Origin of the sequence: Nonomuraea sp. NPDC049129 (genome assembly GCF_040648495.1) — a bacterium.
GTDB lineage: Bacteria > Actinomycetota > Actinomycetes > Streptosporangiales > Streptosporangiaceae > Nonomuraea.
This window is the reverse complement of the sequence record NZ_JBEZDU010000004.1, coordinates 472,922-495,148: the sequence shown is the minus strand read 5'-3', so window position 1 is coordinate 495,148 and position 22,227 is coordinate 472,922. Positions and strand designations below refer to the sequence as shown.

Below are 22,227 nucleotides of genomic sequence, written 5' to 3'. Positions count from 1 at the left end.
GGGCGAGACACTACAGACACGTTCTCCATGCGTAGTAACGTTGCCGGACTCATCTGGACAGAGCAGGCCATCAACTGGAATGAGAGCAGCGGTGCTGCTCTGGGAACTGCTGCGATCTTCACGACATACCTCGCCACGGCACAAACCGACATGACGGTCAACGCCCGGTCCGGATATTTCGATAGTGGCGGCTTGCAGGTGTACGTAGTCACCGGAGCCGATCCGACAACACCTGTGGGGAAGGTGGCCACAGGCAGTACCCAGCAGACCGGCACCACAGTTCACAACGCGTTCACGACAACCAAGGCCGGGACGCTCACAATTGGCGTGGTGAATGACTGGAACGCCCGGAGCACGCCAGCCGTAGATAGCTCGGCGACGAGCTCCCCGTGGTTCATGCAGCTCAAGGACTCCGGATCGGCGTTCTACAAGAACGCGCTTGCGGCAGCTCCTAACCAAGCGATCAGCTTTGAGCTGACGACCGGCGCAAACCCTGCGCACCTGCGTTGGGCCGCGGTTGAAATTCTGCCAGGCCCTGACGTTCTCCCGTTCTCCGGATGGGGTATCCCCATCTTCTGACGCGACGACGTAGAGAGATGTAAGAAGCCCCCGCCTCACGGTGGGGGCTTTTTTTGTGCCTCTACGGCCGGCTCAACGACGGCGTACTCGCCGCCGCAGCCAGCGCAGGCCGTTGGAAAGAGGCTCGGTGCATAAGACCCCTGCGACGATGGCCAGCAGGGAGCCGACGATGAAGCTCCCCCAGATCAGCACTTGTGCACCCATGAAGTCTCCAGATAGTGGATGGGCCCCGCACCAAGTTTCCCTCCAAGGTGCGAGGCCCGGTGGTGCCCGGCGCGCTGTTATAACACCGGGACTTGAGGGCCCGGCTTCCGCGACCAATGCCGAGGGAAGTGGAAGCCGGGCTGTCTATGGGGCCCGCTCGGGCCGCAGATCCCGCACGTGGACGATGAGAGCCCTGGCGAGGGTGTACTCCAGCGTGAATGGGTCGTTCAGCTGGACGTCCTGGCGAGTCGGCTGGCTGCCAGGGGAGAGGACGATCCCTTTTACGCCCCACGGCTCGTAGCCGCCCGAGGAGTACACGCGGGCGTCCTGCTGGAGATGCGGGCACGAGGCTAGAGCCTCCGGGATGCACCTCAGGCACGTCGGCGGCTTGCTGACCCGGCCGGATGCGGCGGGTTGCTCCTCGTGGAACACCCAGGAGATGCGCCCGGTGCCGGGGTTCAGCGCGGGACCCTCGCACACCTGGCAGAGCCGGTGCAGCATGCACTTCCGCTGCCGGAGGGTGTGCATCTCCTTGTAGCTGACCTTCCCGCGCCGATCGCACTTCTGCCGGGCCCACAGCACGCCCATAACCCAGTCACTCGCCACGGGGTCGGTGTAGGACAGCCGACGCCCGCTCAGCGCCCACACGTCATGGATGGTGGCAAGGTTGAGCGCGACGGTTTCGACCTCGTAGGCGACGACGTACGGCACCCGGACGGCGGTCGTGGTCACGTCGGCTCCCCCGTCCGGAACGGCAGCTCCCTCGGGGACGTGATCCATGGCAGAGGCAGCGGCTTCGGTCTGCTGCTGTGCCGCTGAGCCTCATCTCCGTCCTCCACCGCCCCTACCAGCCCTGCATGGTCAGTCCGCACTTGTCGCATGTCGAGATGGTGACGCCGTTGACGATCTTTTGGGTGAATGGGCCGCACGGCGGACAGTCGTCCGGCGGTGGGTCTTCTGGCACGGCTCTCCTTACGGTCGAGGGCCGGGGTCCCGTGCGGTGGATACGGGCCCCGGCCAGTCCCTGCCGGTCCGGAACGGGCAGGGACGCATCCGGCAACGAGCCATGCGGTCCAGGCGGGCCCGCTGTACCGGAAGCCTTGATGGTGGTCCCGCGCCGTCCCTCCGACCGCCGCCATCTGGGCTGCGGACCAATGAGTCGCGGGACCACCCACCCGGCGCACCGTGACAGAGGCGACGCGGCAGGCCGGGGAGTTCTTAAGCTCGATCGTCATCAGAGTGCCGCCCCGGATGTGTGCAACGAGTAAAGGATGCGCACCTTCAGGGCCTCGATGTACTCCAGGCGCCTGAGACTCGGGGCAGTGATCACCCGGCCGCTGTCGTGGACGGCGATCCAAATCCCGTCATCGCGCTGGCGGATGTCGTGGAACTCAGCGATCTCGACAGGACCAGAGACACGTCGGGGAGGCGGGGGCAGGTGGTCGGCCTGCCGACGCCGCGTCACGTCGCCGTCGGCAGACCTGCTCGTGGCGCCCGAGACGGGCGATGGTGTGGGGGCTGCGGACCCGTGACTGTCCATGCCCAGGACGGTAAAGACGACCGATCTACATGGGAAGCAAATTGCTCAATATTTCTTCAAGATCGTTAGCTCAAAGTTGCGGCTAGGTCGCTCAAAGCCTTTGTGATGATCTGCCTGGCGTCGCTGCCGTAGTGAGCAACTCCTGAGACGGCGTCAAAAACGCGCCGATAATGCTCGATCTCGTCCGGCTGGGTGAGATGCAACTCGGCGGTCACCGTCTCCGCCGTGGCGAGCCGGTCATCGTAGATCCAGAACCCATGCTTCGGGCTGATCGGCAGAACCGTGGTGAAGGGGATGATGCCCACCTTCAACGTCTGCGACAGCGACAAGGCGATCAGCCGTTCGAGCTGGCCAGCCATCACCTGCGGGGGGCACAGCAGTGTCCGCAGTGCCGCCTCCGACAGGACGAAATAGAACCGGCGGCTGGAGTCGTAGAGGATCTCCTGTCGGCGCATACGCTGCCGTACACCCTCGTCCAGATCGTTGACGCCGCCCCATAGCTCGATGTTCTCGGCCAGGCGGACCCGCGCATAATCTGGCGTCTGTAGCAGGCCAGGGATCAGCAGCGACTCGAAGACCCGCAGCGTGCGGGTACTCGCCTCGATCTCCTGGTAGGTCTGCTGCCGCTTGCCGGTGCCGGCGCGGAGGATCCGTTGCCATTCGGCGTACAGCGTTTCCAGGTTGCCGAGCAGGCTCAGCAGTTCGCTCGGGCTATCCTCTGCGCCGCAGGCCCGCGCCCAGGCAGTGATGTCCTCGGCAGTCGGGGTCTGCTTTCCGTGCTCGATCTTGGAGACCTTCGACGATGGCCAGCCCAACGACTCCGCGAGACTCTTTCCGGACAAACCGGCGCCGGTACGGAGACCGCGGAGTCGTTGGCCTAGGGCTGTACGGACCTGGTGGACGTCGGACACGTGCTGCTTTCTATCGGATGTAGTCGTCATACGGAGTGGCATGCTGCCACGCCGTCACCTGCCACTGCATGTGCTGCTCCACAATGTCAGGGTCTTCCACCAGTTCAGCGCCCAGCAACGCGTCTTCGTCGTCGAAGTGCAACCAGGCGACGAGCCTTTCGTCGAACAGCCAGAAGTCGTGCTCCGGCAGACCGAGCGAGACCGCCCGGTCGCGCCCCATGTAGCGGATGTCTTCCCCGCCGTCGATGTTGATGCGGGCTCCGGCCAGCGCGTATCGGCTGTAGTCGCCGAGCGGTTCGGTCACTACACGGACCCGTTGGACACGTTTGCCGCCTGCGGTGGCGTCACGGATCATCTGCCACCAAGGGGCGGCCAGCCGTGAGGCAACATCGTAGCCTTCCCCTGCGAGGAACTTCCTGAGCCGCTCCCGCTCATCAGGCGCGTAGTACCTGTCCCGGCCCTCCAACCGGAACGCCGAACGCTTGAACTCGGCGAACAGGGCGTGGAAGTCGGATCCCGTGACGAGATTCATGCTCCGCTCTCGCCAGGCGTCGCGAAGCGGAGTAGCTCTTTCGGGATCTCCACGAAGCTTTCGCCCGGGAGCACATTGCGCAGCTCGGCCAGCGCCTCCGGGTCGGTGACCTCGTCCCCCTGGACAACGAATGTGCCGCGATCGGTTTCGTACAGCGTCGGGCATGCGCCGCCGTCCGAGGTACTGCCGAGGAAACGTAGCTTCATTTGCTTGATCCCTTCGGAAAATTTCTTGGATTTCTCGATGGTCTGCCGGATGTGGGGCTTTGGTCAAGGGGGGATGAAGAAGAAAGAAGCCCCCAGCCTTCGCCGGCTGGGGGCTTCTCGTCGTTTCTGAGGTCAGCCGTACGCCAGGTGCTCGAAGCACTTCGTGGCCGTACGACGGTTCGGGAAGTACCGGGTTCGATGAGGCTCCGGGCTGGAGCCGAAGTGAGACCTCTGGACGAACCATCGGCCGGCACCGCCGGCCACAGTGAAAGTCACGTCCCCGGCCCCCTCGATGAAGCGGTCGGCCTGCTCGTAGTGGCGGACTCGGGCACCCCTGCGGTCCTTCGGGATGTCCCGCTTCCAGGCCAGGCCGTCGGGCACGTACTCGCTCAATCGAGCCGGTACTTCGTGGTGTCCACGACGCCCGCGTCCACCCACCCGTTGTAGGTGTAGATCAGGAAGTCGATGAGCTGTGTCAGCTCCTCGGGGGCGACCTCCACCGAGGCCACCGACGTGATCCCGGGCGCCGTCTTACGCATCACGAGCTCGACGTACTTGGAGAAGCCGAAGACCGTCAAAGCGGTCGCCACCTCGACGCCCGTGTCCTGCGTTCGGATGGTGTGCATCTTCCTCCTTGCAGAGAGAAGGGCCCGTGGGGACATCCCACGGACCCCAGGCCGGCCGACCCAGCTAGGCCAGGTCCACCTCCGTACCGATGGGCACGACCAACCAGGCCCACTCGACTTCTTCGGACTTGATTCGGACCTCGCCGTCCTTCTCGCGAACATCGATCTCGCGCACCTTGACGTCGTTGCTGCCCCAGAGACTGGACCACAGCGTGATCCACGTACCGGGTCCCAGCTTCTCGGCCTCCATCAGCCGTTCCTCCGAACCGCGATCTCACGGGTAGCGATGGGGTTCTCGACGCCGGTCTCCTCGCCGTGCGGCGTCACCAGAACGTCGCCGCTCACACCGCCGCCGAGTGTGTGCGAGTCCACCCATGCCCACATGCCCTTAGGCTCTGGGACACCCCAGAGCGGGCAACTCTCAGCAAAGATCCACTTCCCGTTCCAGCCCTCGGGCATCGGCTCGTCTGCCGACTCTCGGGGGACAACCGTCAGCGTGTAGCGATCCAGACCCTCGTACAGATCGAAGGAGAACCCCAGGGCCGTGCCGTCCACAAGGTAAGGAACGCCGTTGGGGGTGTCGTAGTCGTAGTTGTGCCAGCGCACGTGGACGGTCTCGTCGTCGTGCTCGTTGGCCTCCAGCCCGACCAATACCAGGTCGGTGGAGCCTGCCTCCTTGATGTAGAACTCCGTACCGGACCAGTCGGCGAACTCAGGGTCGAGCCGACCTTCGGCGATGCCCCGATGAACGCTGATGAAGTTCTTCACCCAGTGGTCGTAGTCGTGGACGCTCATCCCGTTCTCGTAGACCTCGACGACCGCGCGCCCCTTCAGGCCACACCCGGACATGTGTCTCCTTCTCAGATGGAAGCCCCGGCCGAGGCCGGCCGGGGCGGAGTCCTACGGCTGGGTCAGGCGTTGACGACGTTCTTCTTGAAGTCCTCCCAGACGTCCATCGGGATGGATACGGTCACCTGCTCGAACAGACCATCGGCGTAGCCTTCGAACTCGATCTCGTAGCTGTCCGAGACCTTGAACGGCTCGGGGATCGAAGTATCGTCCTGATCGATGTACACGCGCTCTCCTTGGGGATGGCCAGGTCCTCCAGACGGAGGCCCCACCCACCGGACAGAGCCCGGTGAGCAGAGTCAGCGTCAGGCGGCGATGTCGGCCAGCTCGTCCTCGGAGACCTCGTCCGAGGCGCTCTCAACCCAGACGTAGAGCGTCGCCGGGCGCCCACCCTCGGACCGCATACGACGGGCCTGGATCGATGGGCAGCTATCAACGATCGCCTTGACCTCGGCCGCAGGCGTCCGCTGGAACTTCCGCTTGACCTCGGACGAGGTCACACCCTCGTCTCCGGCTTCCTGGATGAACGCGATGACCCGGGCGGGGATGTCGTTGCCGGTGGCCTCGGCCTCGGGCAATGTGTAGGTGACCGTCTCGACCATGTACTGCACCAGGGCCAGAGCGGCATCGAAGTCCTGGACCTTGAGGACCTCGCGCTTGTCCGCGAGGCAGTACAACCCCGCGATCCGGATCATGTACGCCATGGCCCTCTCGGTGTACTGGCCGAGTTCCTCCGAGCCAGTGGTCAACGCATCACAGATCTCGCGGTGCTTGGCCTCGAAGATCTTGGCTACGTCATCCGGGACCGTGAGGTCCGAAACCTCGCTGGCGTAGTTGACGATCTGCCGGAGGCGGTTGCCCAGCTTCTCGATCAGCTCGCTGGGGTCTACCAGGGCAAAGACGGGCAGCTTCTTCGACTGCTCGACCCAGACCGGGAAGAAACGGTTGTACGTGCCGCCCGTGGCGTCCTTAGATCCGCTGATGGCCCCCCAGTTCTTGGGCTGGATGTGGCCGACGATGGCCACGTGGGGCTTCTTGACCATGAGGTCCGTCTGGCTGGTGCGGTGGCTGATGTTCGCGCCATCCCATGCCTTGCGGAGGTAGACACCTACCTTGGTGTCCCTCTTCGCATTGGTGACGAAGGTGTCCATCTCCTCTTCGACGAACATCGTCGGCAAGGCCACGCCGCGGACGCTCCGCTCGTGCAACTCGTTGGCGAAACCCAGGCCAGTGGCGGGCAGCCCGTAGACCAAGCTGTGCTCAGCGAAGTCCCCAAGCCCAGACTCAATGACCTTCATGGCAATCGCCGTGGCGGTGCCCTTACGGCCCCGGCCGGTAGCCCCGACGAGCACCGGCCAGAAGCTCATAGGCATCTTCCTGGTGCCCGTGCCAACGCGCGGCAAGGTGCCTACCGCTGCCGAGAGGCCAGCGAACAGTGTCACCAGGACACCGACCTTCGAGCCCTCGGTGTACTGGTCCAGCTCGTCAACCATCTTGCCGATCGGGCCGGTGAACATCACCGGATCGGCGACCGGTGCCCGGTTACTCATGACTTCAGACATGGTGAATAGACCTCCGTGCTTGTATGAAGAAGAAAGAAGTAGAAGCTCGGCAGAGGGCCCCGAAGGGCCCCGAACCCAACCGCTACCTAGCCGAGTTCTGAATGGTCGAGCTGGTGAAAGTGCATCTCCTCCTTGATCTTCCGCTTGAACTCAGGCGCCGCATCGAGGATGTCCCAGACCTTGACCTCGTCTCTGCGCTGGATGTATTCGATTCGGTGAGTAGTGCGCGGTACGTTGTGCTCGCGGGCGAGCCGGATCTGATCCACAGTCCAGTACTCATACGAGCCGTAGTAGAGGCTGTTCGCGATGATGTACGGGTAGTCCTGGCGGTCCTTCTCAGTGATAGTCATGCGCCCCTCATCCATCTCGGCGATCGTTGGGTAAACCGGCTCGTCATACGAGGCGTACGTCCCGTCATCGAGATCTCGTTGGATCACAGCTCTCTCTCCTCCTCGACGCCGGAATCGGCGCACAGCGCAGGGCAGGCGAAATCCTCGTCGTGCAGGTCGTCCTCGGTGGCCGCTGTACCGGACCAGGGACACCAGTCCCCGATGTCGTTGCTGTGCTCGTTGATCTTGATGCTGAAGGGCATACCTCTCCCTTGGTCGCCGGCTGATTTGTAGAAGCTCGGTAAGGCCCTCCGAAGAGGGCCAGGCCCAACCGCTACTGGGTCCGCATGTCATTCCAGTGGTAGCCGCAGTTTTCAGGCGGTAGGCCCATCAAGAGCTCCTCGACCACGAGGTTCTCCAATTCCTCTTCCTGACTGTCCGCGTGAATCTCCTTGGCCTTGCACAGGGCCTGCCAAGGCGTCTCCGCACTCACGGCCCAGACGTAAGGCGCTTCTCCGTCTTCACGCTCGGACCCGGAAACCGTCACCGTGAACGTCTTGAGCTCACCCTGCATTGCGATCTCCTATTCGCTCTCAGGCCACGAGGGCATCGACGTACGCGGGGATGTCGATATCCACGCCCTCGTCTACGTCCAAGTGCAGGTCGTCCGCCTCATCGGCTATCACGTGGCCCTCAAGCCACGTGATAGCCGCATCCCGATACCCGGCAGCCACAAGCACTGCCGCCAGGGAGTCAGCCTCATTGCAGGTGAAGCGACAGCCGGTGTCGTGGGCGACGTGGACGTTACCGAATACGTTGGCCAGGCCCGCCAGGGCCGAGGGGAGCTCGTTCAGGTTGGTGGTGGTGATGGTCATGTCGCACATTCCCTTTCCGTCACAGCGGTTGTTGTCATCAGCCTTGGAGCACTTACTGAACCCGCAGTAGTCGCAGGTGCCGGGGCAGTCCGTCTTGTCGCAGCATTCGATGTCGAGGAAGTCAGGCTCGTCGAATGGGTAGCCTTCGATCATGCCGCCACCACGTAGTCGGACCAGAATTCGATAGCGACCGTCTTGGTGTTGTCGAGGAGCTCGTACAGTTCACGACACTCGGCCAGCACGGCGCGGATGTACTCGTCCTCCTGGTTCAGGCTCTCCAGGTGATTGATACGCGCCTTCAGAGCCAGGCTCAGCGAGATCTTCTGGTTAACCGTGAGTTCCATTCAGACAGCCTTTCCAGGGGTGTAATTGAGGTCAAAGTCGGCAACGTACAACTCGGAGGCGCAATCCTCGGCAAAGAGAGCTTGGCCGTTCTTGCCGACGCGAACGGCCTCGCGGGCTACGTCGTACACGTAGATGCGGAAACCGCACTCGTGAAGGTCCTCGGTGAAGTGCTCGAACCAGCGGTAAAGGTTGTCGAGGGAGTCGAATCCGCAGCGCTCCCAGGAGAAGATCGTGTATTGCAGGAGCGGGTCATTTTGGGGCCCAGAATGGCTGCTGCCCGCGTGGAGGTCATACATCCACTCCAGACGCTTCACGATGTCCGCGCCGAGAATGGCGTAGCGCCTGACGTACGGACCGGCGGGAAGCTTCCCGTTCATGTGCGTCTTGTGCGCCACTCTGTAAATGTGCATGGTGAGTCCTTGGAGATGTAGAAGGAAGTAACTAGCCAGGCTCGATAGGACGGGCAGACGAGCTGCCCGCCGTATCCAAACGGACTAGCTGCTGAATACGTGGCCGTTATCAGAGCGCCAGTGGTCGCACTCCCATGCGACGGTGTCGATTTCAACCCTGAAGCCCGGAGGCACCTTCGCAAGGTCGGGATATGCGTCCTCGGCGTAATCCCAGGCGTAATCCTCGATGGAATCCCACCGCCCGCAGTAGTGGTCATCGAAATCCCGCATAGCCTGGTCTAGATAATCCAGACCGCCGTAGTAAGCGAGATAGTCACCGAATGCCTCACGATTGTTCTCGCCGATTTCGGAGAGCATCTGATGCGCATACCAGATATCAGCAAGGCTCATGAACTGGGGAATTTTGATCCCGAAATCCGACTCCTGCTCGGAGACCATCACCTCCTCGGCGTTCAGCGTGACCTTGTCCACTTGCTGAGTGAATTCGTCGTAGTCGGCGCATGCGTCCAGGTCAACCCAGTCGCCAACCAGGCGTCCGTTGACGTACGCCGCGAGGTTCCAGAAGTGAACCGTGAGAGTGGATTCCTTGAGAATGGTCGCAGTGGTCATTCATAGCCCCTTCTCGTGCGAGCAGAATTGCTCGGTAAGACACCCCGAAGGGCGCCAAGCCCAACCTTTCCGATCAGAAAATGTCTCCGGCTGCGAGTGCCTCTAGCACGGCTTTCGCTAGTTTCTCGCTCTTGAATGAGTTGGTGATGCAGACGTTTCCGCTCGGGTGGCTCCGACGCAGGAAGTAATACGCCGCCTTCTCAATCTCGAATAATGGGAGCGCCTCAACGGTGTACGTACGCAGAGAGTATGTGTAGTCGCCGTTCCGGCTCCGTCCGAGCTCGTCGATTGCGATCGACGGGTTCTGATCTCCGTCGATCCATTCGATTTTCGCCAGCTTCATTTCGACTCCGCGCACTTGTGATCGAACGCCTTTGCGACCATGCATTCAAGCCAGTCTTGGTCCTCGATTTCGTAGAGCACCGCGCTGCATATGGCGCAGCGCATTTCGTTTCCGCAGGCGTATGTGCTGCATTCCTCACGGAATACGACGTCTTGAATGCGGTTGAGCACCAGACAAAGCGCCTCGTCGGGGAATTGCTTAATGAGAATCCTGGCGATACGCGAGATAAGTTTGCGCATTTTCACTTCACTCCGATCATGCTCTTGAGCTCGGCCTTGATTTCCTTGGCACGTGGGCCACGGAAAGTGGCCGCGTTGGACAGGAAATAGCGGATGATGGAATCCGCATCGTCGGCGTAGTACATATCCGTGACCTCCTTCAGCTCCGACATGGCGTCCAGGTAGGGCGCCGCGCCGAAGTAGACCTTTTTCCACTCGGCCCGAATGTCCGACGCGATCTCGTAAATGGGGCGTACGGTGGTGGTAGCCATTTCAGTTCTCCCTGCTTTCGATCCAGGTAACCCAGGTCACGGCCTGTATCTCTTGCGGGAGATACCCGACCCAATCGGCGGCCTTGCGATAAACGCTCGCGAGCATGGCGTAGCGGTTGCGCGAGGAAAGGCCACGGGCGCTGTCCCCATACCGCATACCAACCGCGATGTCATGGGCGTGCCGGTCAATGCAAACCGCCCACGAATCACGCGGATTGGCGATGCACTTGAAGAACTGGCCAGTCTTGATATCCATCGGGAGAACCGATTCCGGATCCTCACCGGCCATGATGCGATCGGCCTTATCAAGCGCATCGTTGAAGTGCCCCGACGGCTTACCCGATTCGAATGCCCTCGTGGCCAGAGCCACATTCGTGGACCAGCGCTTATTCGCGCTGAGTGCGGCGATGACACCTGCACCCTTACGGACGTGACCGTCTGAGATCATGTAAGCGAGTTGGTTCGCTGAGCGATACCAGTGCAAGCCTTGGTTGAGCTGTTCCGAAGTCGCAGAATCCCAGACCGCGACCACATTGCGTACGTATCGCTGGAAGGTCTCAGGATCAGGGTTGATGGAAATGAGCACGGCAACGCCGCCTTTCGTGCTGTGAATGTGGAGACGAATGCGAGTGCCCCTAGTCGCGTTTGAAGCGCTACTCCCCTGTCAAAGCGGGCTAGGAGCTACCAACCTCTTGAATCTGGGCAGCGTTAAGCCGTCACAGCGGCGAAGATGATTCCCCGAGTGATGTCGTCGGTGTCGTGGATACGGACCGTGGTCTCCAGTTCGGTGTTCTCGTAGGGGTGCTCGTACCGGCCCGTGAGCCAGTCCCATTCCCTTACGTGAGTTGACACGGGGTGAATGGACGACTCGAAGCTCTCCATTCGCCGCAAGTGCTGAATGGCGTCGATCATCCCTCGGTCGTCATCCACGAGCGTGAAGTCTGGGACGCACTCTTCCTCGATCAGACGGGAATCCCCGTCCATCCATTCGCCGTTCTCGTCGTAGTAGCTGATGGTGCGCTTGTTGGCCTCGATCAGCATGGCTAGACCCTCTCGCTCAGTAGCTCGCAGAAGATGCACTCTGTGTCCCATGGACGGCCGGTGCAGAAGCATTCCGATTCGCATCGGAAGCAGTCGTAGAGCCGACCAGCCTCGTGTGGGTAGTCGGCGTGGGGAATCTCGTCCAGCGGCGTACCGTTCAGCATGTCCGTACCTCTCAGACGGTCCACGAGATGAGGTAGTCGGACGCGAGAGCCCTGGACTTGAAGCCGGGGAGCCACTCGATGTCCCCGGCCGGGGACATCTCCCAACCGTCCTCACCCTTGGCCACGGATCCGATGTGCTCCCATCGGATGACCTTGCGGCTCTCGCCACTACGCACGGCCTGCTGGACCTCGTACAGGCCCGAGTCGATGTGCTGGTAGCGGATGTTGCTGTGGTCGAAGAGGCAGCCCTTGGGCTTGATACCGAGCATGGATGTCTCCTTGTGCTTGTGGTTGTTGGTGAATCCGCGGTGGGTGCCCCTAGGTTCCTTCGATGGGTACGGACACAGCTCGTGGAGCTGTACCGGCCTAGAGGCTGGTGGTGTTAGAGGCCCAGCCCGTCAAGCTCAGCCAGGATGAACAGGGCTTCCGTGATCGTGTGGACCTCGTACCGGGCGGGGATCTCCAACGGCTGGCCCAGGTCCTCACGCCAGCGCCTGTCAATCTCGGCGCACAGCTCGGGGAGGTCTGCGGGCAGGTACCTCGTGATCATCAGATCGAGCGTCCTCGTGGAGATCTGGAACAGACCCCGGTTCGGGATCTGAGCCTTCAGGACGACGTCTGTACTCGTACCGATCATTGCCAACCTCCTAGATGTGGGCAGCCTAAACCGCGTGACGACGGGCCATGATCTTGCTGACTGCCTGCTTGTTCGTGTCGAACGTCCCGATGCCCGTCCAGTTCTTGCCCTTGACCTTGTACGCCGCGTAGTAACGCCCAGCCTTCACCGTGAACCCGATGATGACCTCGCCCTCGGTGATGGTCGTCCCACGCATGGCGTTGCTACCGAACCCGATCACGCCTACCCCTTTCAGTTACCAACCTCATGGATGAGGGCACACCTCACCCATGGGCGCCGGCCGATTGACCCGGTTGCGATCCAAGGGCTCGCCAGATGCGAACCCCAGGACCACCGCCGAAGCGGTGTCCTACCTAGCTCTTGATCTCTCCGCACTCACGCCAGCGCTTGAACGCGATGGGAATGCTGACCCGGCAGTGGTGCTTTTCGGTGGCGAAGTTCAGAGCGTGCTCCCAGTACGCCAGTCCGAAGAGCCATGACTCGTTAGTGTCCTGAGCCTCACCTGCACCGTCCTGGAAGCCCCAGACGTAGGTGGTCGCACCTTCCCAGAGCTGCTCTACCGCGTGCTTGGATGCCTGGGGCAGCGCCTGGTGGACCTTGTCCAGCTCCACATAGCTGATCACCTTGGCCTTAGCGTTGTCCATCGAACCTCCCGTTGCGATCAAGGGGCCACACCCACGTGTGACCCTGTGACCACCGCCGGGCGGCGGTGTTACCAACCTCATTAATCTGGTCAGGCGAACGCCTTGTAGTAGTTCTCCTGCGAGTCGTACCAGCGCTCGATCAGGGAGAACGCGGCCCACTTGTCCTCGGCGTTGCCCACGAACTTGTACTCGTCGCCGAGGATCGCAAAGGCTACGTGCGACCCTTCGATCACCACGGTCTTGCCTCGCATTGAACCCAGCCCGTCGAGCATCAGCAGCCCTTCACCATCTGGGTATGCGTTGTAGCTGAAGTCGAGCATGTGTACCTCCAGTTGTGACCCAGGGGCCCGCCCACTTGCGGGCCCCAAGGCCACCGCCTGGTGGCGGTGTTGGTGCTCTACCGGTTGCAGAGCTTGTCGTACTTCGTGTCGGCCGAACCGCCCCAGTAGTAGCCCAGCTTGCGATGAGCCTTGGCGTACTTCGCGATCTTGTAGACCGCCTCGGACTTGTCGCCCTTCTTGACGCAGATGATCACGTGGGGGTGGTTGTAGCTCTTGGCCCAGAACGCCTCTTGCTTGACCTTGCCATGAGCGGCGTAGGCCACCTTGAGACTGCCAACCTCTTGAATCTGGGCAGTCGAATCCGCAGATGACTTATCCGCGTGGCCCCCGAACAGCAGGCCCGCAAACCCCAGCACCATGACAGCCATCGTCTTGCGCATACCTACCTCCTTGGTTGTGACCCAAGGACCACGTTCCCGTGATCCCAGAGCCACCGCCGAAGCGGTGGTGTGTCCATTTCGAGATCTCTTGCCATTAGCTGGGGGTAGCATCCCCCATATCCCCTCTTGCTCGGACCTAAGGCGACGTATCTTTCAGCGCAGCCGTACCCGGCCCAAGGTGAGATCCATGCTGGGCAGGTCGCAAGTACCCCCAGACCTTGATCAGGATCCCACCGGCCTTTTTGTGTTGCCGGGCTTGGCCTCTCTCGGTTTCCGAACCGTTGAGTCAGGCTCAATCTCCACTATTGAGTTCTCAAGCAACGCTGACGAGCGGCCTCTGTGTCGAGGGCCTACCGTCGCCCCCTCCCGTCGCATTCGGGTGAGGCCGTGAGGGTCACCGGCGGGCAACTCTCGCCCGCCTGCCCCCCGTGAGGAGGGTCTTGGGTGGTGCTCCCCGCCCGGTTGTGCTGGGCGGTCCGTGCTGTGCTCCAGCCTGCCACACTCTTATGAGGTTGGCAATTTCCGCTTGTCGGGAACTTTGGGCCACTCCCCCACACTCTGGCAGGTTCGTCGTAGTCCGCCCCGGTGCTGCGGTGTTGCCAGCCCACAGGAGGTTGGCAGCTCTCGCAACGCCCCCCGCTCGGTTGGCCCGGTAGTGCGGCCCCTCTTGCGGTGCGTCCCCGCTGGTCGGGCCCCCCGTACTGGCGGTCCGTCCTGCGGTGTGCCACCAGTAGAACACGAGGTTGGCAGCTACGTCAAACACGAGGTTGGCAGAGACTGTAAATGGCGCTCTGAACTGGGCTTATGGCCCACTGGCACTACCCCTCACTGCCCTGCCAGATCGGGCAAGGACTGGTCTGCGTTAGTGCAGGTCAGGATAGGTAGGCACACACAACAGTGCTGGTCACAGGGCTAGGGCCTAGGGCACAGAGTGAGGCACAGTGCTGAGGCATTAGTGCAGGTCAAAGGCACAATGACTGGTGTTAGTGCAGGTCAAGGGCATGATGAGTGAGAGCGCGCGACATGTGCTGTGTAGTGAGAAAGAAGTAAGAACCCCCTGTGAGCTGGGCTTTCTTACTTCTTGCATTGGTGGCTCACATTTGGCCTGGTCACGGGCGTTTGCCCAGGTCAGGCAGGGGTGGGGGGATGCATACATGTGCCTGCGCGCGAGCCCGGGGGGTCTGGCTCCTCCGAGTAAGTACGAGTCTGAGACACCGTTAAGAGCCCTTCTAAGCCTATCGCGACCAGGTTGGCAGTTCCGGTCTTAGACGCCAAAAACCCCGCTCACAGGGCCCCTCTGGGGCCCCGGAACGGGGTCATGTGACGCTCCAGCCGGGGTCTTCACCGCGGACCCCGAAATTGCCCTCGAATTTTCAGCAGATCAGGCGACGAGAGAGCTTCGGCCAGCCCACTCAGTCGGCACCCAGACGCTGATGAAACTGATATTGCCCTCTTCATAGGCCCTGAGAACCCTTGCGCTGACGAATGGCGCGTCAGCCTGGATCCCTGATAGCCCCACGACGGCCCCTCTGGGCAGCCTGTACTCGTAGATGTAGCCGTCGGCGTACTGCTGACGCACCAACTCGATCCCTGGCGCGGGATCAGTCAAGGTTTCGATCTCCCCAAGAGGGTTGAGAGGGTCTTGTGGCCCGTGATGCTGCGGGCCACCCAAGGGGCTCATAGGCATACTTAGGAAGTTACAACGTTCCACCGACAGGATGAGCGAATCGCGTAGGTTTCTTCCCATTTTCTGCACAATTACCCCGGGAATGGACGGGTCAGCGCTCGACGGGGGCGTACTGGCTGCTATTGGAGACCCAGAACTTGCTCAGGAAGGCCGTGCCCGAGGACTCGATCGAGACAATCGGCGCCGTTCTGGTGGGCGTCAGAGAGGGAACCAGGAAGAAGCTCGGCCATGGGAAGCCAAGCTGTAGCTCGACGAGGTATACCCAGCCGCTGGAGTAACGCTCTCGGGCGACTCGTACGTGTGCATCCTCGTGGAGCACCTCAAGGTCGCCCGTTGGGCCGGCGTCGTACTCGAAATCAGGTAAGCCTACGGCCTTCTGGTATGCCTTCTCGTACACGCCGGCCTCCCTGTTGGGTACCCAGACAGCGATGAAGGTGAAGTCACCCTCTTCATAGGTCCTGAGGATTTTCGCAGTGGCGAATGGGATGGTGTGCTGCTCCCGAGGATCCAGTTCGAGGCCCTTGGGCATCATGTACTCGTAGATGTATCCATCCGAGTACTCCTGACGAATCACGTGAACGCCCGAGGAGGGGTGCGTCAGGACCTCAAGGTCTCCGGTGGGTCGGAGGGGGTCCCCTGGGCCGTGCTTTGACGGACCCTTCGGCATGTGCTTGGGGGTTTTGGTCATGTCCGTTTTTATACCTGGTTTAACACCTATCCCATATATCAGTTCGATCACAGATCGTTGGTGACCGATCACGCTGAGCGGCGACTCAGGATACGGGCGGCGCCTGCGGGTCCTCCAGGACGTTGGGACGTCCGGCGTTCTTCCACTCCAGCTCGATGTTGAACGGCACCCGGCCACCCGTGGCCACTTTGTACCCCTGCTGCTTGGCCCAAGCTTTGATGATCTGCTGCTCGCTCGGGCCGGCCTTGGCCTTGACCCTGACCGAGGGCCTCTTGCGAGGAGCCCTCGTGGAGATCTCTTCGACCTCGACTGGCCTGGAACCCCGCTCGACGGCTTCCCAAGCCGCGAGGAACTTCCTCTGGTGGTCGTCACAGAGGTCGTTCTTCCGACGCTTGCCGAGGTGGTTGGTCCACTCGTTGTGGTTGCCGGCCTCGACATCCTTACCGTCGTGCCAATCGCAGACGGTGATCACCTTCTCGGCCATCCAAGATCCCCTTTCGTGCCCCGGTGGAGTGTAACAACCACGCCGTGCAGCAGAAAGAAGAGAAAGCCCCCGCCACGAGGGCGGGGGCTTTCTCTTTTTACGAGGTGTAGAGGACGGTCACGGGGCCAGCCGCGTGGAGCAGCTCGCGCCAGGTGTAGTCCTGGAAGGTCGAGTCGATGCCGTCCCAGCCGTCTTCGCGGCTCTGCCACGCCTCCTTGTCGCGATCCAGAACGACGCTCTCCAAGGGAGGCTCTGCCGGGAAGGTCTCCTGCTTGCACGTGGGGCAGGTGCCCAGGGCAGTCGCGATTGCCATGCTCAGACCTCCTGGTCTTCGTCGAGGCCGGGGTAAATGAGCCTGAGAGGGCTCAGGCTCGGGTCAGAGACAAGGTCGTCCCAGACCCAGGCGCTCCCGTTATCTCCGTCGATGGCGCAGTGCCACGTGTCGCCGTCACCGCGCGCCCAGATGTCCCCCATGGAGTCGAGGACGACGGCCCTACTTCTCCGGCAAGCACCGGGTGCACGGCATGAACGTGCAGGTCATCGCTTCCCCGGACGGCACCATCCTGTGGACATCCGGAGCCTTGCCCGGCAAAGCCCATGATCTGAGTGCCGCCCGCATCTGGGGCATCCTGCGGGCGTTGGAGCAGGTGGGCATCGTCACCTTGGCGGATAAGGCGTATCAAGGGGCCGGTTCTCACCCCCCGTACAAGGGCAAGGACAAGCCCGAGTCCCAGAAGCGGGCCCACCGCGCCCACGCCAAGCTTCGCGGACCCGGCGAACGCGCGAACGCCCAGCTGAAGGACTGGAAGATTCTCCGCAAGCTACGCTGCAGCCCGTCCAAGGCCGGCCACCTCTGTAAGGCCATTGCCGTCCTTCAGAACCATCGCATCGTCCAGCCCGCACGAGGCTACATTGAGTTAGCAATACCGTACGGTATTGTTAACTCGAGTTTTGCACCAGTTGCACCTTTTTGCACCTTTTTTTCAACCGTTATGGGGCGTTTTTAGCCAACTGCGACCTTTGCGGTATTGGCCATCCCGGTTCCGACCTGTGAGGCTTTGAACTCGCAGCGCGCGCTAACCCAGAATCTCGCTCGTTCACTCGCTGACCTGCTGGTTCACGCAATCCTTCAGGCAGCCTCAACCGGGGCTTGCATCCATAGTTGGGCTCAGCTCTATGGTCGAGCCTCCTGAACGGCATGGATCTCAACGGAGGTAGAAGATGGGCGCGCTGATTGCAGGGCTGGCGGTTGCTGTGGGGCTCATCGCAGCCCTGGTTACGGGAATCGTGCTGGACCTGCTGGGGGCCGATGGGGTAACGGTCTTCTCCGCCAGCAGCCTTGCGCTGTTCAGCGCAGGAGGTGCCGTGATCGGCCTCGTTCAGTTCGTGAGGGAATTCGGGAAGAAGTCCTAGCCCAAGACGGGCAAGTAGCCGTCATCCACCTTGGGACTGATCGAGCGGCATGGGCCGCGGGAGAGGCTGTAGAAGTAGAGATTCACATTTCTCCTGGTTGCGGGCATGAAAAAGCCTCCGGCTAGCGGAGGCTCTGATTGGCGACTCAGGATTTCCAGGGATCGCCCAGCTTGACGACTCGGATGTCTTTCCATCCGGCAGCCTCGGCGGCCTTAGCACATACTCTGCTGGTGCAGATGACCTCCCATAAGGGAGCCTCACTGCCGCCGAGTGCTTCCGGAGTCCTGTTGCCGTAGTGCGGGTACTGGGCGAACTCCCGGGTGGTGTCTAACCAGCTCTGCTGGTAGTCCAGGACGTGGTCCCAGGTCTTGAAGTAGGCTGCGTGCGCCTCTCCGCAGCTAGCGGAGTACACCGTCTTCGACGGCTGATCCTGGCACTCGTAGCCCTCACTCTTCAGCGCCTCGATGAAGTCCTGCGCGCTAGACGGAGTAGAGGGCCAGGCGATGAACACAGCCACCCCGAGGACCAGCAGCGCGATTGCGCTGCCGGCCAGGGAGAGAAGCTTCTTCCGGGACATTTGACACCTTTCACGGAGTTTGTCCAAGAAAGGTACCGATCGTCCTGTCCGGAGTACAACTCCGGTCAGAAGACTGTCCTCAAGAAGAAAGCAATGCCGGCGACGAGGCCCGCAGTAATGAGGAGGAAGATGAGGAGGAGGGCGACCAGGGCTCCGACGGCCTTCGAGACTTTCTCCATGCGGCTGAACTCCTTCTCGTTGAAGAGGCTGGGGTACTGAGGAGGCTTCAAGTGGGGCCTTTCAGACTTCGAGCAGGGCTTCCAGCGCCTTGATGCGCTGGTCCATCACGGCCGCGGAGCTCCGGTCTCCCTTCCCCTCCGCCTGGAGGAGCTTCTTGCGGTAACGCTCCAGGTGACGCTTGGCCTTGGCATGGAGATCCCGCCTGTTGGTCAGTGCCGCCCTCGACTTCAGCTCTGCGTTCTCCAAATCCAGGGTCCTCACCTGGTTGACCAAGAGATCGAGGTGACCCTTGGCCTCGGCGGCGTTCTTCTTGGCCAGCTCAGCAGCCGTCGTCGGCTCCAACATGGGGCGGTATCCGTAGTAGGTCTGCACGAAGGGCTCCTCCTCGACGATGACGTATTTGGGGTATTCCGAGAGCAGCTCAAGCAGCGGCACGCCTGATCTCCTCGTTGCCGATCGGCTCGCGGTCGAAGTCCTGGAAGGAGAAGGGGGCCAGGGACTTGAGCCAGTTGAGCAGCTCGTGCGCCAGCTCCTGGATCTCGGCATCGGCCGCCACGTGATGGCGCTTGGCGATGATCTCTCGCCACGTTCGCATGTTGCCGGTGACGATCATGTCAACCGGCTGGGAGTTGAGCAGGAAGGCCCTGGCCGCTTCACGGGCCTTCTTACGGGGCATACCTTGCTCGGCCAGGTCGTTGCGCACCTGGACGTACAGCTCCTCGGCCTGTCTGTGGAAGTCCTCCAGGGCCTGTCGGTGGACGGTTCCCCGCAGGGCGGGCGGGATGACTACCTCGCGCCCCTCCTGGTGCACATAGCGCTGACTCTGAACGGAGCGGGACAAGAGCCGGTGAGTGTTCAACTCGGTCAGAAGTGTCCGGCTGACACCTCTAATGAGGAAGGTCGCACTCGCGTGCTCCAGCACGGAGTAGTGCTGGTGGTCGATGATGTTGGCCAGGTAGCCCTGGTTGGTGGACGTGGCCGGGTTTCTCCGCCCCCATGCTTCGTAACACTGACGGCCTGCGGCCTCAGCTAGGGCGTCCACGGACGTGGCCGCGGCCTCGGTCTGGAAGCCGGTCAGCCACTCGAACAGCTTGTCGTTGAACTTGGTGTACGCGATGAGATGGACGTCCAAGCGATTCTCCTAGTAGTCCGCCCCGTACAGAGAGCCCCATGAGCGGCCTCCGACTTCGGGGTCCGTGGGGATGTCCAGACCGTTGATGGTCTGGGTCATGAGCCGGCCTGCCTCATGGGCCAGCCTGTGCGCTTCCTTCTCGGGGAAGCTGAAGAGGATCTCGTCGTGGATGGGGAGTCGCATCGACGGTGTGAATCCGGCCTTGTCGAGCCGGATCATGGCGGCCCCTGTGATGTCCCGGGAGCTGCTCTGCACCACGTAGTTGAGCGCCGAGTAGGGGCGCTCCTTGTCCACGTAGAGCCGCCGGCCGGTGGCCGTCTCGATGTAGCCCCGCTCACGGGCCTGCTTCTGGAGCTTCTTCGAGAATTTCGTGACGCCCTTGTAGGTGTCGTCGAATGCCTTGACCACCGCTTCCGCGGCCTTCTGAGGGAGCCCGAACTGCTCGACGATGGCGTTTACTCCCCCGCCGAATGCCTTGGCAAAGTTGGCCCCCTTGCCGTACTTCCTCTCCTTGTCGTCCTTCGTAATGTGGCTGCCGAAGGCGGCCTGGGCCGTGAGGAGGTGGAGATCCAGACCCCGCTTGAATGCGTCGATCATGACCGGGTCGGGGGCCAGGGCCCCCATGACGCGGAGTTCCATGTTCGAGTAGTCCACGCTGGCGTTGACCTCGCCCTCGTCGGCGAGGAAGCATCTGCGGATCATCCAGTCCGAGGACGGGAGGGTCTGTGCTGGGATTCCGGTGATGCTCATGCGAGCCGTTCGGGCTTGCATGGTGTTGATCACAGCGTGGCAGCGGCCGTCCTCGTCGGCGTTGGCCAGGAACGCTTCAGGCCAGGTGGAGGACCACTTGATCGCCTTCTTGTACTCCTTGATGCCCCGGGCGAAGTCCATGCCCTTGTCGGCCAGGTACTCCAGGAGGGCATCGTCCACCTTGTCCTTGCCCGAGGGGGTCTTCTTGAACTCGGTGTGGCCTAGCCTGCGAAGGACCTCGGCCACCTGGTCATTCGAGCTGGGATTGAAGTCGTCGGGGTCGAGATCGAGAGCTTCGACCTCTGCCTCGATCGTCTGGAGAGCCTCCTCGGCATCGAGGCTCAGGTTGAAAATCAGCTCCTTGGTGTACTCCCTGTCCAGCAGGAAGCCCTTCTTGCTGATCTCCGTGCAGATGCGTGCCAGCTCGTGCTCGTAGCGGATGAGCTTGCGTGCAGAGCTGGGAATCTTCTTGTCGAGCGTCTTGGCCAGGACCCAGCCCAGTACCGGGTCCATGAGCGAGTACATCTGGAAGATCTCGTCGTCGAGTGAGACCTTCTCGAAGTACTCGGCCTTCTTGAGCTTGAGGTCCTTGCACTGCTGGCGGACCGAGCCCTTGATCTGCTCGGCCGCGACAGGGTCGATGTAGATCTCGACCAGCTCCTCCAGGGTGTGACCTGTCCCGCCCTCGCGGCGGGCCCTGGAGTCCACGAGCCGGCTCAAGACGCCGGTGTCGGTGGTCTTGGGGAACGTCTCCCCGAGGGGGACCCCAAGGCAGCGGTCAGCTACCTGGAGGTCGAACGGCGCGTTGTGGATGTAGAGCCTGTCGGCCCAGCGGAGCGTCTTTTCGGCGTACCAGGCAAACCGCGGATGCCTCTCCACCGGGAGGAACCAGCTCTCGGCTCCCGCCGAGAACTGGCTGACCCGGAGCCGGAAGCCCGGCTTATAGATGTCGAGACTCGTGGTCTCGTTATCGAAGCCGAACTCCTTGTGCTGGCTCGCCCAGTCGGCGAAGGCAGGCAGGTCCGCCTCAGTCTCGACGACGTGGCCAGTGACCTGCCTACCGGCGAGCTTCATGTGACGGACCTGCACTACCAACCTCCTGTATCAGGGCATGGCAAAGGGAGTAGAGGTCACTTCACCCAGACCGGCTTGCAGGCATTCGGGTCGCCCTTGTCCAGGGAGCAGAAGTACGCCTGCCACGGGCCCTTCTGGCTGTTGCCGGTGCGGTAGACCATCTCGCCGTGAGCGCAGGACTTGCTGGCAACGCCGGGCGGGGTGGGCTGCTGCTGGCGCTGGCCCCCGCCGTTGCCGTTGCTCCGCTGCCCAGCCGGCGCGGGGCCCGAGTCGAGCGTCTTGGCGTACTTGGCGACCTTCGCGGTCAGCTCCAGCAGGTCCTTGGCCTCGTTCAGCGTGTTCTTGGCGTCCTCGACGGAGTCCGAGTGGATCACGGTCCAAGGGGCGTCAAAGCCCGCGCCGTACTTGATGGTGGTGACGACCTTGCCCTCGGTGCCGTTGCTCACGTTGCTGGTCTCCTTCTTCGGGGGGGTGTTGGGGGTGTGGGTCTGGGCCTCATCGGCATCGGCCCAACCATGGGCGGTGTCGCGAGGGTCTTCCCGGCGGTTGTCGCCGATGTTGTCCACGGCCCAGGGGTCGTTGGAGTAGGGATCAGCCATGAGTTACCATCCTCTTGAATATGGGC

At 62.0% G+C, this 22,227-nt stretch carries 40 protein-coding genes and 1 pseudogene; 3 read left to right on the top strand and 38 right to left on the bottom strand.

What is annotated here, in order from left to right; genetic code table 11:
• Window positions 1-27: 27 nt before the first annotated feature.
• A complete protein-coding gene (locus AB0B64_RS15050) occupies window positions 28-579 on the top strand; it encodes a hypothetical protein (RefSeq protein WP_358177731.1) in 552 nt (183 codons plus the stop codon).
• A gap of 72 nt (window positions 580-651) precedes the next feature.
• Here the strand turns inward: AB0B64_RS15050 and AB0B64_RS15045 are convergent, their stop codons facing one another.
• From AB0B64_RS15045 to AB0B64_RS14885, 33 genes are all read right to left on the bottom strand, one after another.
• Entirely contained in the window at window positions 652-783 is a 132-nt protein-coding gene (locus tag AB0B64_RS15045) for a hypothetical protein (RefSeq protein WP_358177728.1), read from the bottom strand.
• Between the two features lie 144 nt (window positions 784-927).
• Window positions 928-1,515 (bottom strand): hypothetical protein, encoded by a 588-nt coding sequence (locus AB0B64_RS15040; RefSeq protein ID WP_358177725.1) that lies wholly within the window; start codon window positions 1,513-1,515, stop codon window positions 928-930.
• A 502-nt stretch (window positions 1,516-2,017) separates the two neighbouring features.
• Window positions 2,018-2,323 (bottom strand): hypothetical protein, encoded by a 306-nt coding sequence (locus AB0B64_RS15035; RefSeq protein ID WP_358177722.1) that lies wholly within the window; start codon window positions 2,321-2,323, stop codon window positions 2,018-2,020.
• A 65-nt stretch (window positions 2,324-2,388) separates the two neighbouring features.
• The gene (locus AB0B64_RS15030) at window positions 2,389-3,234 is read right to left on the bottom strand and encodes a helix-turn-helix transcriptional regulator (RefSeq protein ID WP_358177719.1); all 846 of its coding nucleotides are present in this window, start codon (window positions 3,232-3,234) and stop codon (window positions 2,389-2,391) included.
• Between the two features lie 10 nt (window positions 3,235-3,244).
• Window positions 3,245-3,766: a DUF6879 family protein gene (locus AB0B64_RS15025; RefSeq protein WP_358177716.1), complete on the bottom strand. Its 522-nt coding sequence runs from the start codon at window positions 3,764-3,766 to the stop codon at window positions 3,245-3,247.
• Window positions 3,763-3,972, bottom strand: a complete 210-nt coding sequence (locus AB0B64_RS15020; protein ID WP_358177713.1) for a hypothetical protein — start codon at window positions 3,970-3,972, stop codon at window positions 3,763-3,765. The genes AB0B64_RS15025 and AB0B64_RS15020 overlap by 4 nt, the downstream gene beginning before the upstream one ends.
• A 132-nt stretch (window positions 3,973-4,104) precedes the next feature.
• The gene (locus AB0B64_RS15015; protein WP_358177710.1) at window positions 4,105-4,365 is read right to left on the bottom strand and encodes a hypothetical protein; all 261 of its coding nucleotides are present in this window, start codon (window positions 4,363-4,365) and stop codon (window positions 4,105-4,107) included.
• Window positions 4,362-4,598 carry a hypothetical protein gene (locus AB0B64_RS15010; RefSeq protein WP_358177707.1) on the bottom strand — a complete coding sequence of 79 codons (237 nt, stop codon included), beginning with the start codon at window positions 4,596-4,598 and terminating at the stop codon, window positions 4,362-4,364. The genes AB0B64_RS15015 and AB0B64_RS15010 overlap by 4 nt, the downstream gene beginning before the upstream one ends.
• Before the next feature lie 64 nt (window positions 4,599-4,662).
• A complete protein-coding gene (locus AB0B64_RS15005; protein ID WP_358177704.1) occupies window positions 4,663-4,848 on the bottom strand; it encodes a hypothetical protein in 186 nt (61 codons plus the stop codon).
• Complete coding sequence (locus AB0B64_RS15000) at window positions 4,848-5,447, bottom strand: hypothetical protein (RefSeq protein WP_358177702.1); 600 nt, start codon at window positions 5,445-5,447, stop codon at window positions 4,848-4,850. The genes AB0B64_RS15005 and AB0B64_RS15000 overlap by 1 nt, the downstream gene beginning before the upstream one ends.
• Before the next feature lie 62 nt (window positions 5,448-5,509).
• Window positions 5,510-5,674: a hypothetical protein gene (locus tag AB0B64_RS14995; RefSeq protein WP_358177700.1), complete on the bottom strand. Its 165-nt coding sequence runs from the start codon at window positions 5,672-5,674 to the stop codon at window positions 5,510-5,512.
• A 78-nt stretch (window positions 5,675-5,752) separates the two neighbouring features.
• Window positions 5,753-6,997 carry a DUF3987 domain-containing protein gene (locus AB0B64_RS14990; protein WP_358177697.1) on the bottom strand — a complete coding sequence of 415 codons (1,245 nt, stop codon included), beginning with the start codon at window positions 6,995-6,997 and terminating at the stop codon, window positions 5,753-5,755.
• A gap of 98 nt (window positions 6,998-7,095) precedes the next feature.
• Complete coding sequence (locus tag AB0B64_RS14985) at window positions 7,096-7,359, bottom strand: hypothetical protein (protein WP_358177694.1); 264 nt, start codon at window positions 7,357-7,359, stop codon at window positions 7,096-7,098.
• 83 nt (window positions 7,360-7,442) lie between these two features.
• Window positions 7,443-7,601 carry a hypothetical protein gene (locus AB0B64_RS14980; RefSeq protein WP_358177691.1) on the bottom strand — a complete coding sequence of 53 codons (159 nt, stop codon included), beginning with the start codon at window positions 7,599-7,601 and terminating at the stop codon, window positions 7,443-7,445.
• Window positions 7,602-7,672: 71 nt separating this feature from the next.
• Window positions 7,673-7,912: a hypothetical protein gene (locus AB0B64_RS14975; RefSeq protein ID WP_358177688.1), complete on the bottom strand. Its 240-nt coding sequence runs from the start codon at window positions 7,910-7,912 to the stop codon at window positions 7,673-7,675.
• 19 nt (window positions 7,913-7,931) lie between these two features.
• A complete protein-coding gene (locus AB0B64_RS14970) occupies window positions 7,932-8,366 on the bottom strand; it encodes a hypothetical protein (RefSeq protein ID WP_358177686.1) in 435 nt (144 codons plus the stop codon).
• Complete coding sequence (locus AB0B64_RS14965) at window positions 8,363-8,557, bottom strand: hypothetical protein (protein WP_358177683.1); 195 nt, start codon at window positions 8,555-8,557, stop codon at window positions 8,363-8,365. Before AB0B64_RS14965 ends, AB0B64_RS14970 begins: the two co-directional genes overlap by 4 nt.
• A complete protein-coding gene (locus AB0B64_RS14960) occupies window positions 8,558-8,968 on the bottom strand; it encodes a hypothetical protein (RefSeq protein WP_358177680.1) in 411 nt (136 codons plus the stop codon).
• Window positions 8,969-9,052: 84 nt separating this feature from the next.
• The gene (locus tag AB0B64_RS14955) at window positions 9,053-9,577 is read right to left on the bottom strand and encodes an antirestriction protein ArdA (protein ID WP_358177677.1); all 525 of its coding nucleotides are present in this window, start codon (window positions 9,575-9,577) and stop codon (window positions 9,053-9,055) included.
• A 73-nt stretch (window positions 9,578-9,650) separates the two neighbouring features.
• On the bottom strand, window positions 9,651-9,920 hold the full coding sequence (locus AB0B64_RS14950) for a hypothetical protein (protein WP_358177674.1): 270 nt from the start codon (window positions 9,918-9,920) through the stop codon (window positions 9,651-9,653).
• On the bottom strand, window positions 9,917-10,159 hold the full coding sequence (locus AB0B64_RS14945) for a hypothetical protein (protein ID WP_358177672.1): 243 nt from the start codon (window positions 10,157-10,159) through the stop codon (window positions 9,917-9,919). Before AB0B64_RS14945 ends, AB0B64_RS14950 begins: the two co-directional genes overlap by 4 nt.
• A gap of 2 nt (window positions 10,160-10,161) precedes the next feature.
• Window positions 10,162-10,410: a hypothetical protein gene (locus tag AB0B64_RS14940; protein WP_358177669.1), complete on the bottom strand. Its 249-nt coding sequence runs from the start codon at window positions 10,408-10,410 to the stop codon at window positions 10,162-10,164.
• 1 nt (window position 10,411) lies between these two features.
• Window positions 10,412-10,996, bottom strand: coding sequence for a hypothetical protein (locus tag AB0B64_RS14935; protein WP_358177666.1), 585 nt, complete (start codon window positions 10,994-10,996; stop codon window positions 10,412-10,414).
• Between the two features lie 122 nt (window positions 10,997-11,118).
• Window positions 11,119-11,451, bottom strand: a complete 333-nt coding sequence (locus AB0B64_RS14930; protein WP_358177663.1) for a hypothetical protein — start codon at window positions 11,449-11,451, stop codon at window positions 11,119-11,121.
• Between the two features lie 175 nt (window positions 11,452-11,626).
• A complete protein-coding gene (locus AB0B64_RS14925; protein WP_358177661.1) occupies window positions 11,627-11,884 on the bottom strand; it encodes a hypothetical protein in 258 nt (85 codons plus the stop codon).
• Between the two features lie 113 nt (window positions 11,885-11,997).
• Window positions 11,998-12,252, bottom strand: coding sequence for a hypothetical protein (locus AB0B64_RS14920; RefSeq protein WP_358177658.1), 255 nt, complete (start codon window positions 12,250-12,252; stop codon window positions 11,998-12,000).
• 25 nt (window positions 12,253-12,277) lie between these two features.
• Complete coding sequence (locus tag AB0B64_RS14915) at window positions 12,278-12,472, bottom strand: hypothetical protein (protein ID WP_358177655.1); 195 nt, start codon at window positions 12,470-12,472, stop codon at window positions 12,278-12,280.
• 133 nt (window positions 12,473-12,605) lie between these two features.
• Complete coding sequence (locus AB0B64_RS14910) at window positions 12,606-12,896, bottom strand: hypothetical protein (protein ID WP_358177652.1); 291 nt, start codon at window positions 12,894-12,896, stop codon at window positions 12,606-12,608.
• Window positions 12,897-12,985: 89 nt separating this feature from the next.
• Window positions 12,986-13,216 (bottom strand): hypothetical protein, encoded by a 231-nt coding sequence (locus AB0B64_RS14905; RefSeq protein ID WP_358177649.1) that lies wholly within the window; start codon window positions 13,214-13,216, stop codon window positions 12,986-12,988.
• A 77-nt stretch (window positions 13,217-13,293) separates the two neighbouring features.
• Window positions 13,294-13,617 (bottom strand): hypothetical protein, encoded by a 324-nt coding sequence (locus AB0B64_RS14900; protein WP_358177646.1) that lies wholly within the window; start codon window positions 13,615-13,617, stop codon window positions 13,294-13,296.
• 1,778 nt (window positions 13,618-15,395) lie between these two features.
• Window positions 15,396-16,043: a hypothetical protein gene (locus AB0B64_RS14895; protein ID WP_358177643.1), complete on the bottom strand. Its 648-nt coding sequence runs from the start codon at window positions 16,041-16,043 to the stop codon at window positions 15,396-15,398.
• Between the two features lie 34 nt (window positions 16,044-16,077).
• Window positions 16,078-16,476 (bottom strand): histone-like nucleoid-structuring protein Lsr2, encoded by a 399-nt coding sequence (locus AB0B64_RS14890; protein ID WP_358177641.1) that lies wholly within the window; start codon window positions 16,474-16,476, stop codon window positions 16,078-16,080.
• A gap of 97 nt (window positions 16,477-16,573) precedes the next feature.
• Complete coding sequence (locus AB0B64_RS14885; RefSeq protein ID WP_358177638.1) at window positions 16,574-16,789, bottom strand: hypothetical protein; 216 nt, start codon at window positions 16,787-16,789, stop codon at window positions 16,574-16,576.
• A 175-nt stretch (window positions 16,790-16,964) separates the two neighbouring features.
• Between AB0B64_RS14885 and AB0B64_RS14880 the strand changes: the two are divergent.
• Both AB0B64_RS14880 and AB0B64_RS14875 read left to right on the top strand, forming a co-directional pair.
• Window positions 16,965-17,360: pseudogene (locus tag AB0B64_RS14880) on the top strand (transposase family protein); the annotation flags it as partial.
• A 337-nt stretch (window positions 17,361-17,697) separates the two neighbouring features.
• Window positions 17,698-17,889 carry a hypothetical protein gene (locus tag AB0B64_RS14875; RefSeq protein ID WP_358177635.1) on the top strand — a complete coding sequence of 64 codons (192 nt, stop codon included), beginning with the start codon at window positions 17,698-17,700 and terminating at the stop codon, window positions 17,887-17,889.
• A 145-nt stretch (window positions 17,890-18,034) separates the two neighbouring features.
• Here the strand turns inward: AB0B64_RS14875 and AB0B64_RS14870 are convergent, their stop codons facing one another.
• The 5 genes from AB0B64_RS14870 to AB0B64_RS14850 form a co-directional block, all read right to left on the bottom strand.
• Entirely contained in the window at window positions 18,035-18,466 is a 432-nt protein-coding gene (locus AB0B64_RS14870; protein WP_358177632.1) for a hypothetical protein, read from the bottom strand.
• A 240-nt stretch (window positions 18,467-18,706) separates the two neighbouring features.
• Window positions 18,707-19,081: a hypothetical protein gene (locus tag AB0B64_RS14865; protein WP_358177629.1), complete on the bottom strand. Its 375-nt coding sequence runs from the start codon at window positions 19,079-19,081 to the stop codon at window positions 18,707-18,709.
• Window positions 19,068-19,778 (bottom strand): FAD-dependent thymidylate synthase, encoded by a 711-nt coding sequence (thyX, locus tag AB0B64_RS14860; protein ID WP_358177626.1) that lies wholly within the window; start codon window positions 19,776-19,778, stop codon window positions 19,068-19,070. Before thyX ends, AB0B64_RS14865 begins: the two co-directional genes overlap by 14 nt.
• 9 nt (window positions 19,779-19,787) lie before the next feature.
• Window positions 19,788-21,602, bottom strand: coding sequence for a DNA polymerase (locus AB0B64_RS14855; protein WP_358177625.1), 1,815 nt, complete (start codon window positions 21,600-21,602; stop codon window positions 19,788-19,790).
• Between the two features lie 56 nt (window positions 21,603-21,658).
• Window positions 21,659-22,201: a hypothetical protein gene (locus AB0B64_RS14850; RefSeq protein WP_358177623.1), complete on the bottom strand. Its 543-nt coding sequence runs from the start codon at window positions 22,199-22,201 to the stop codon at window positions 21,659-21,661.
• Between the last annotated feature and the right edge of the window lie 26 nt (window positions 22,202-22,227).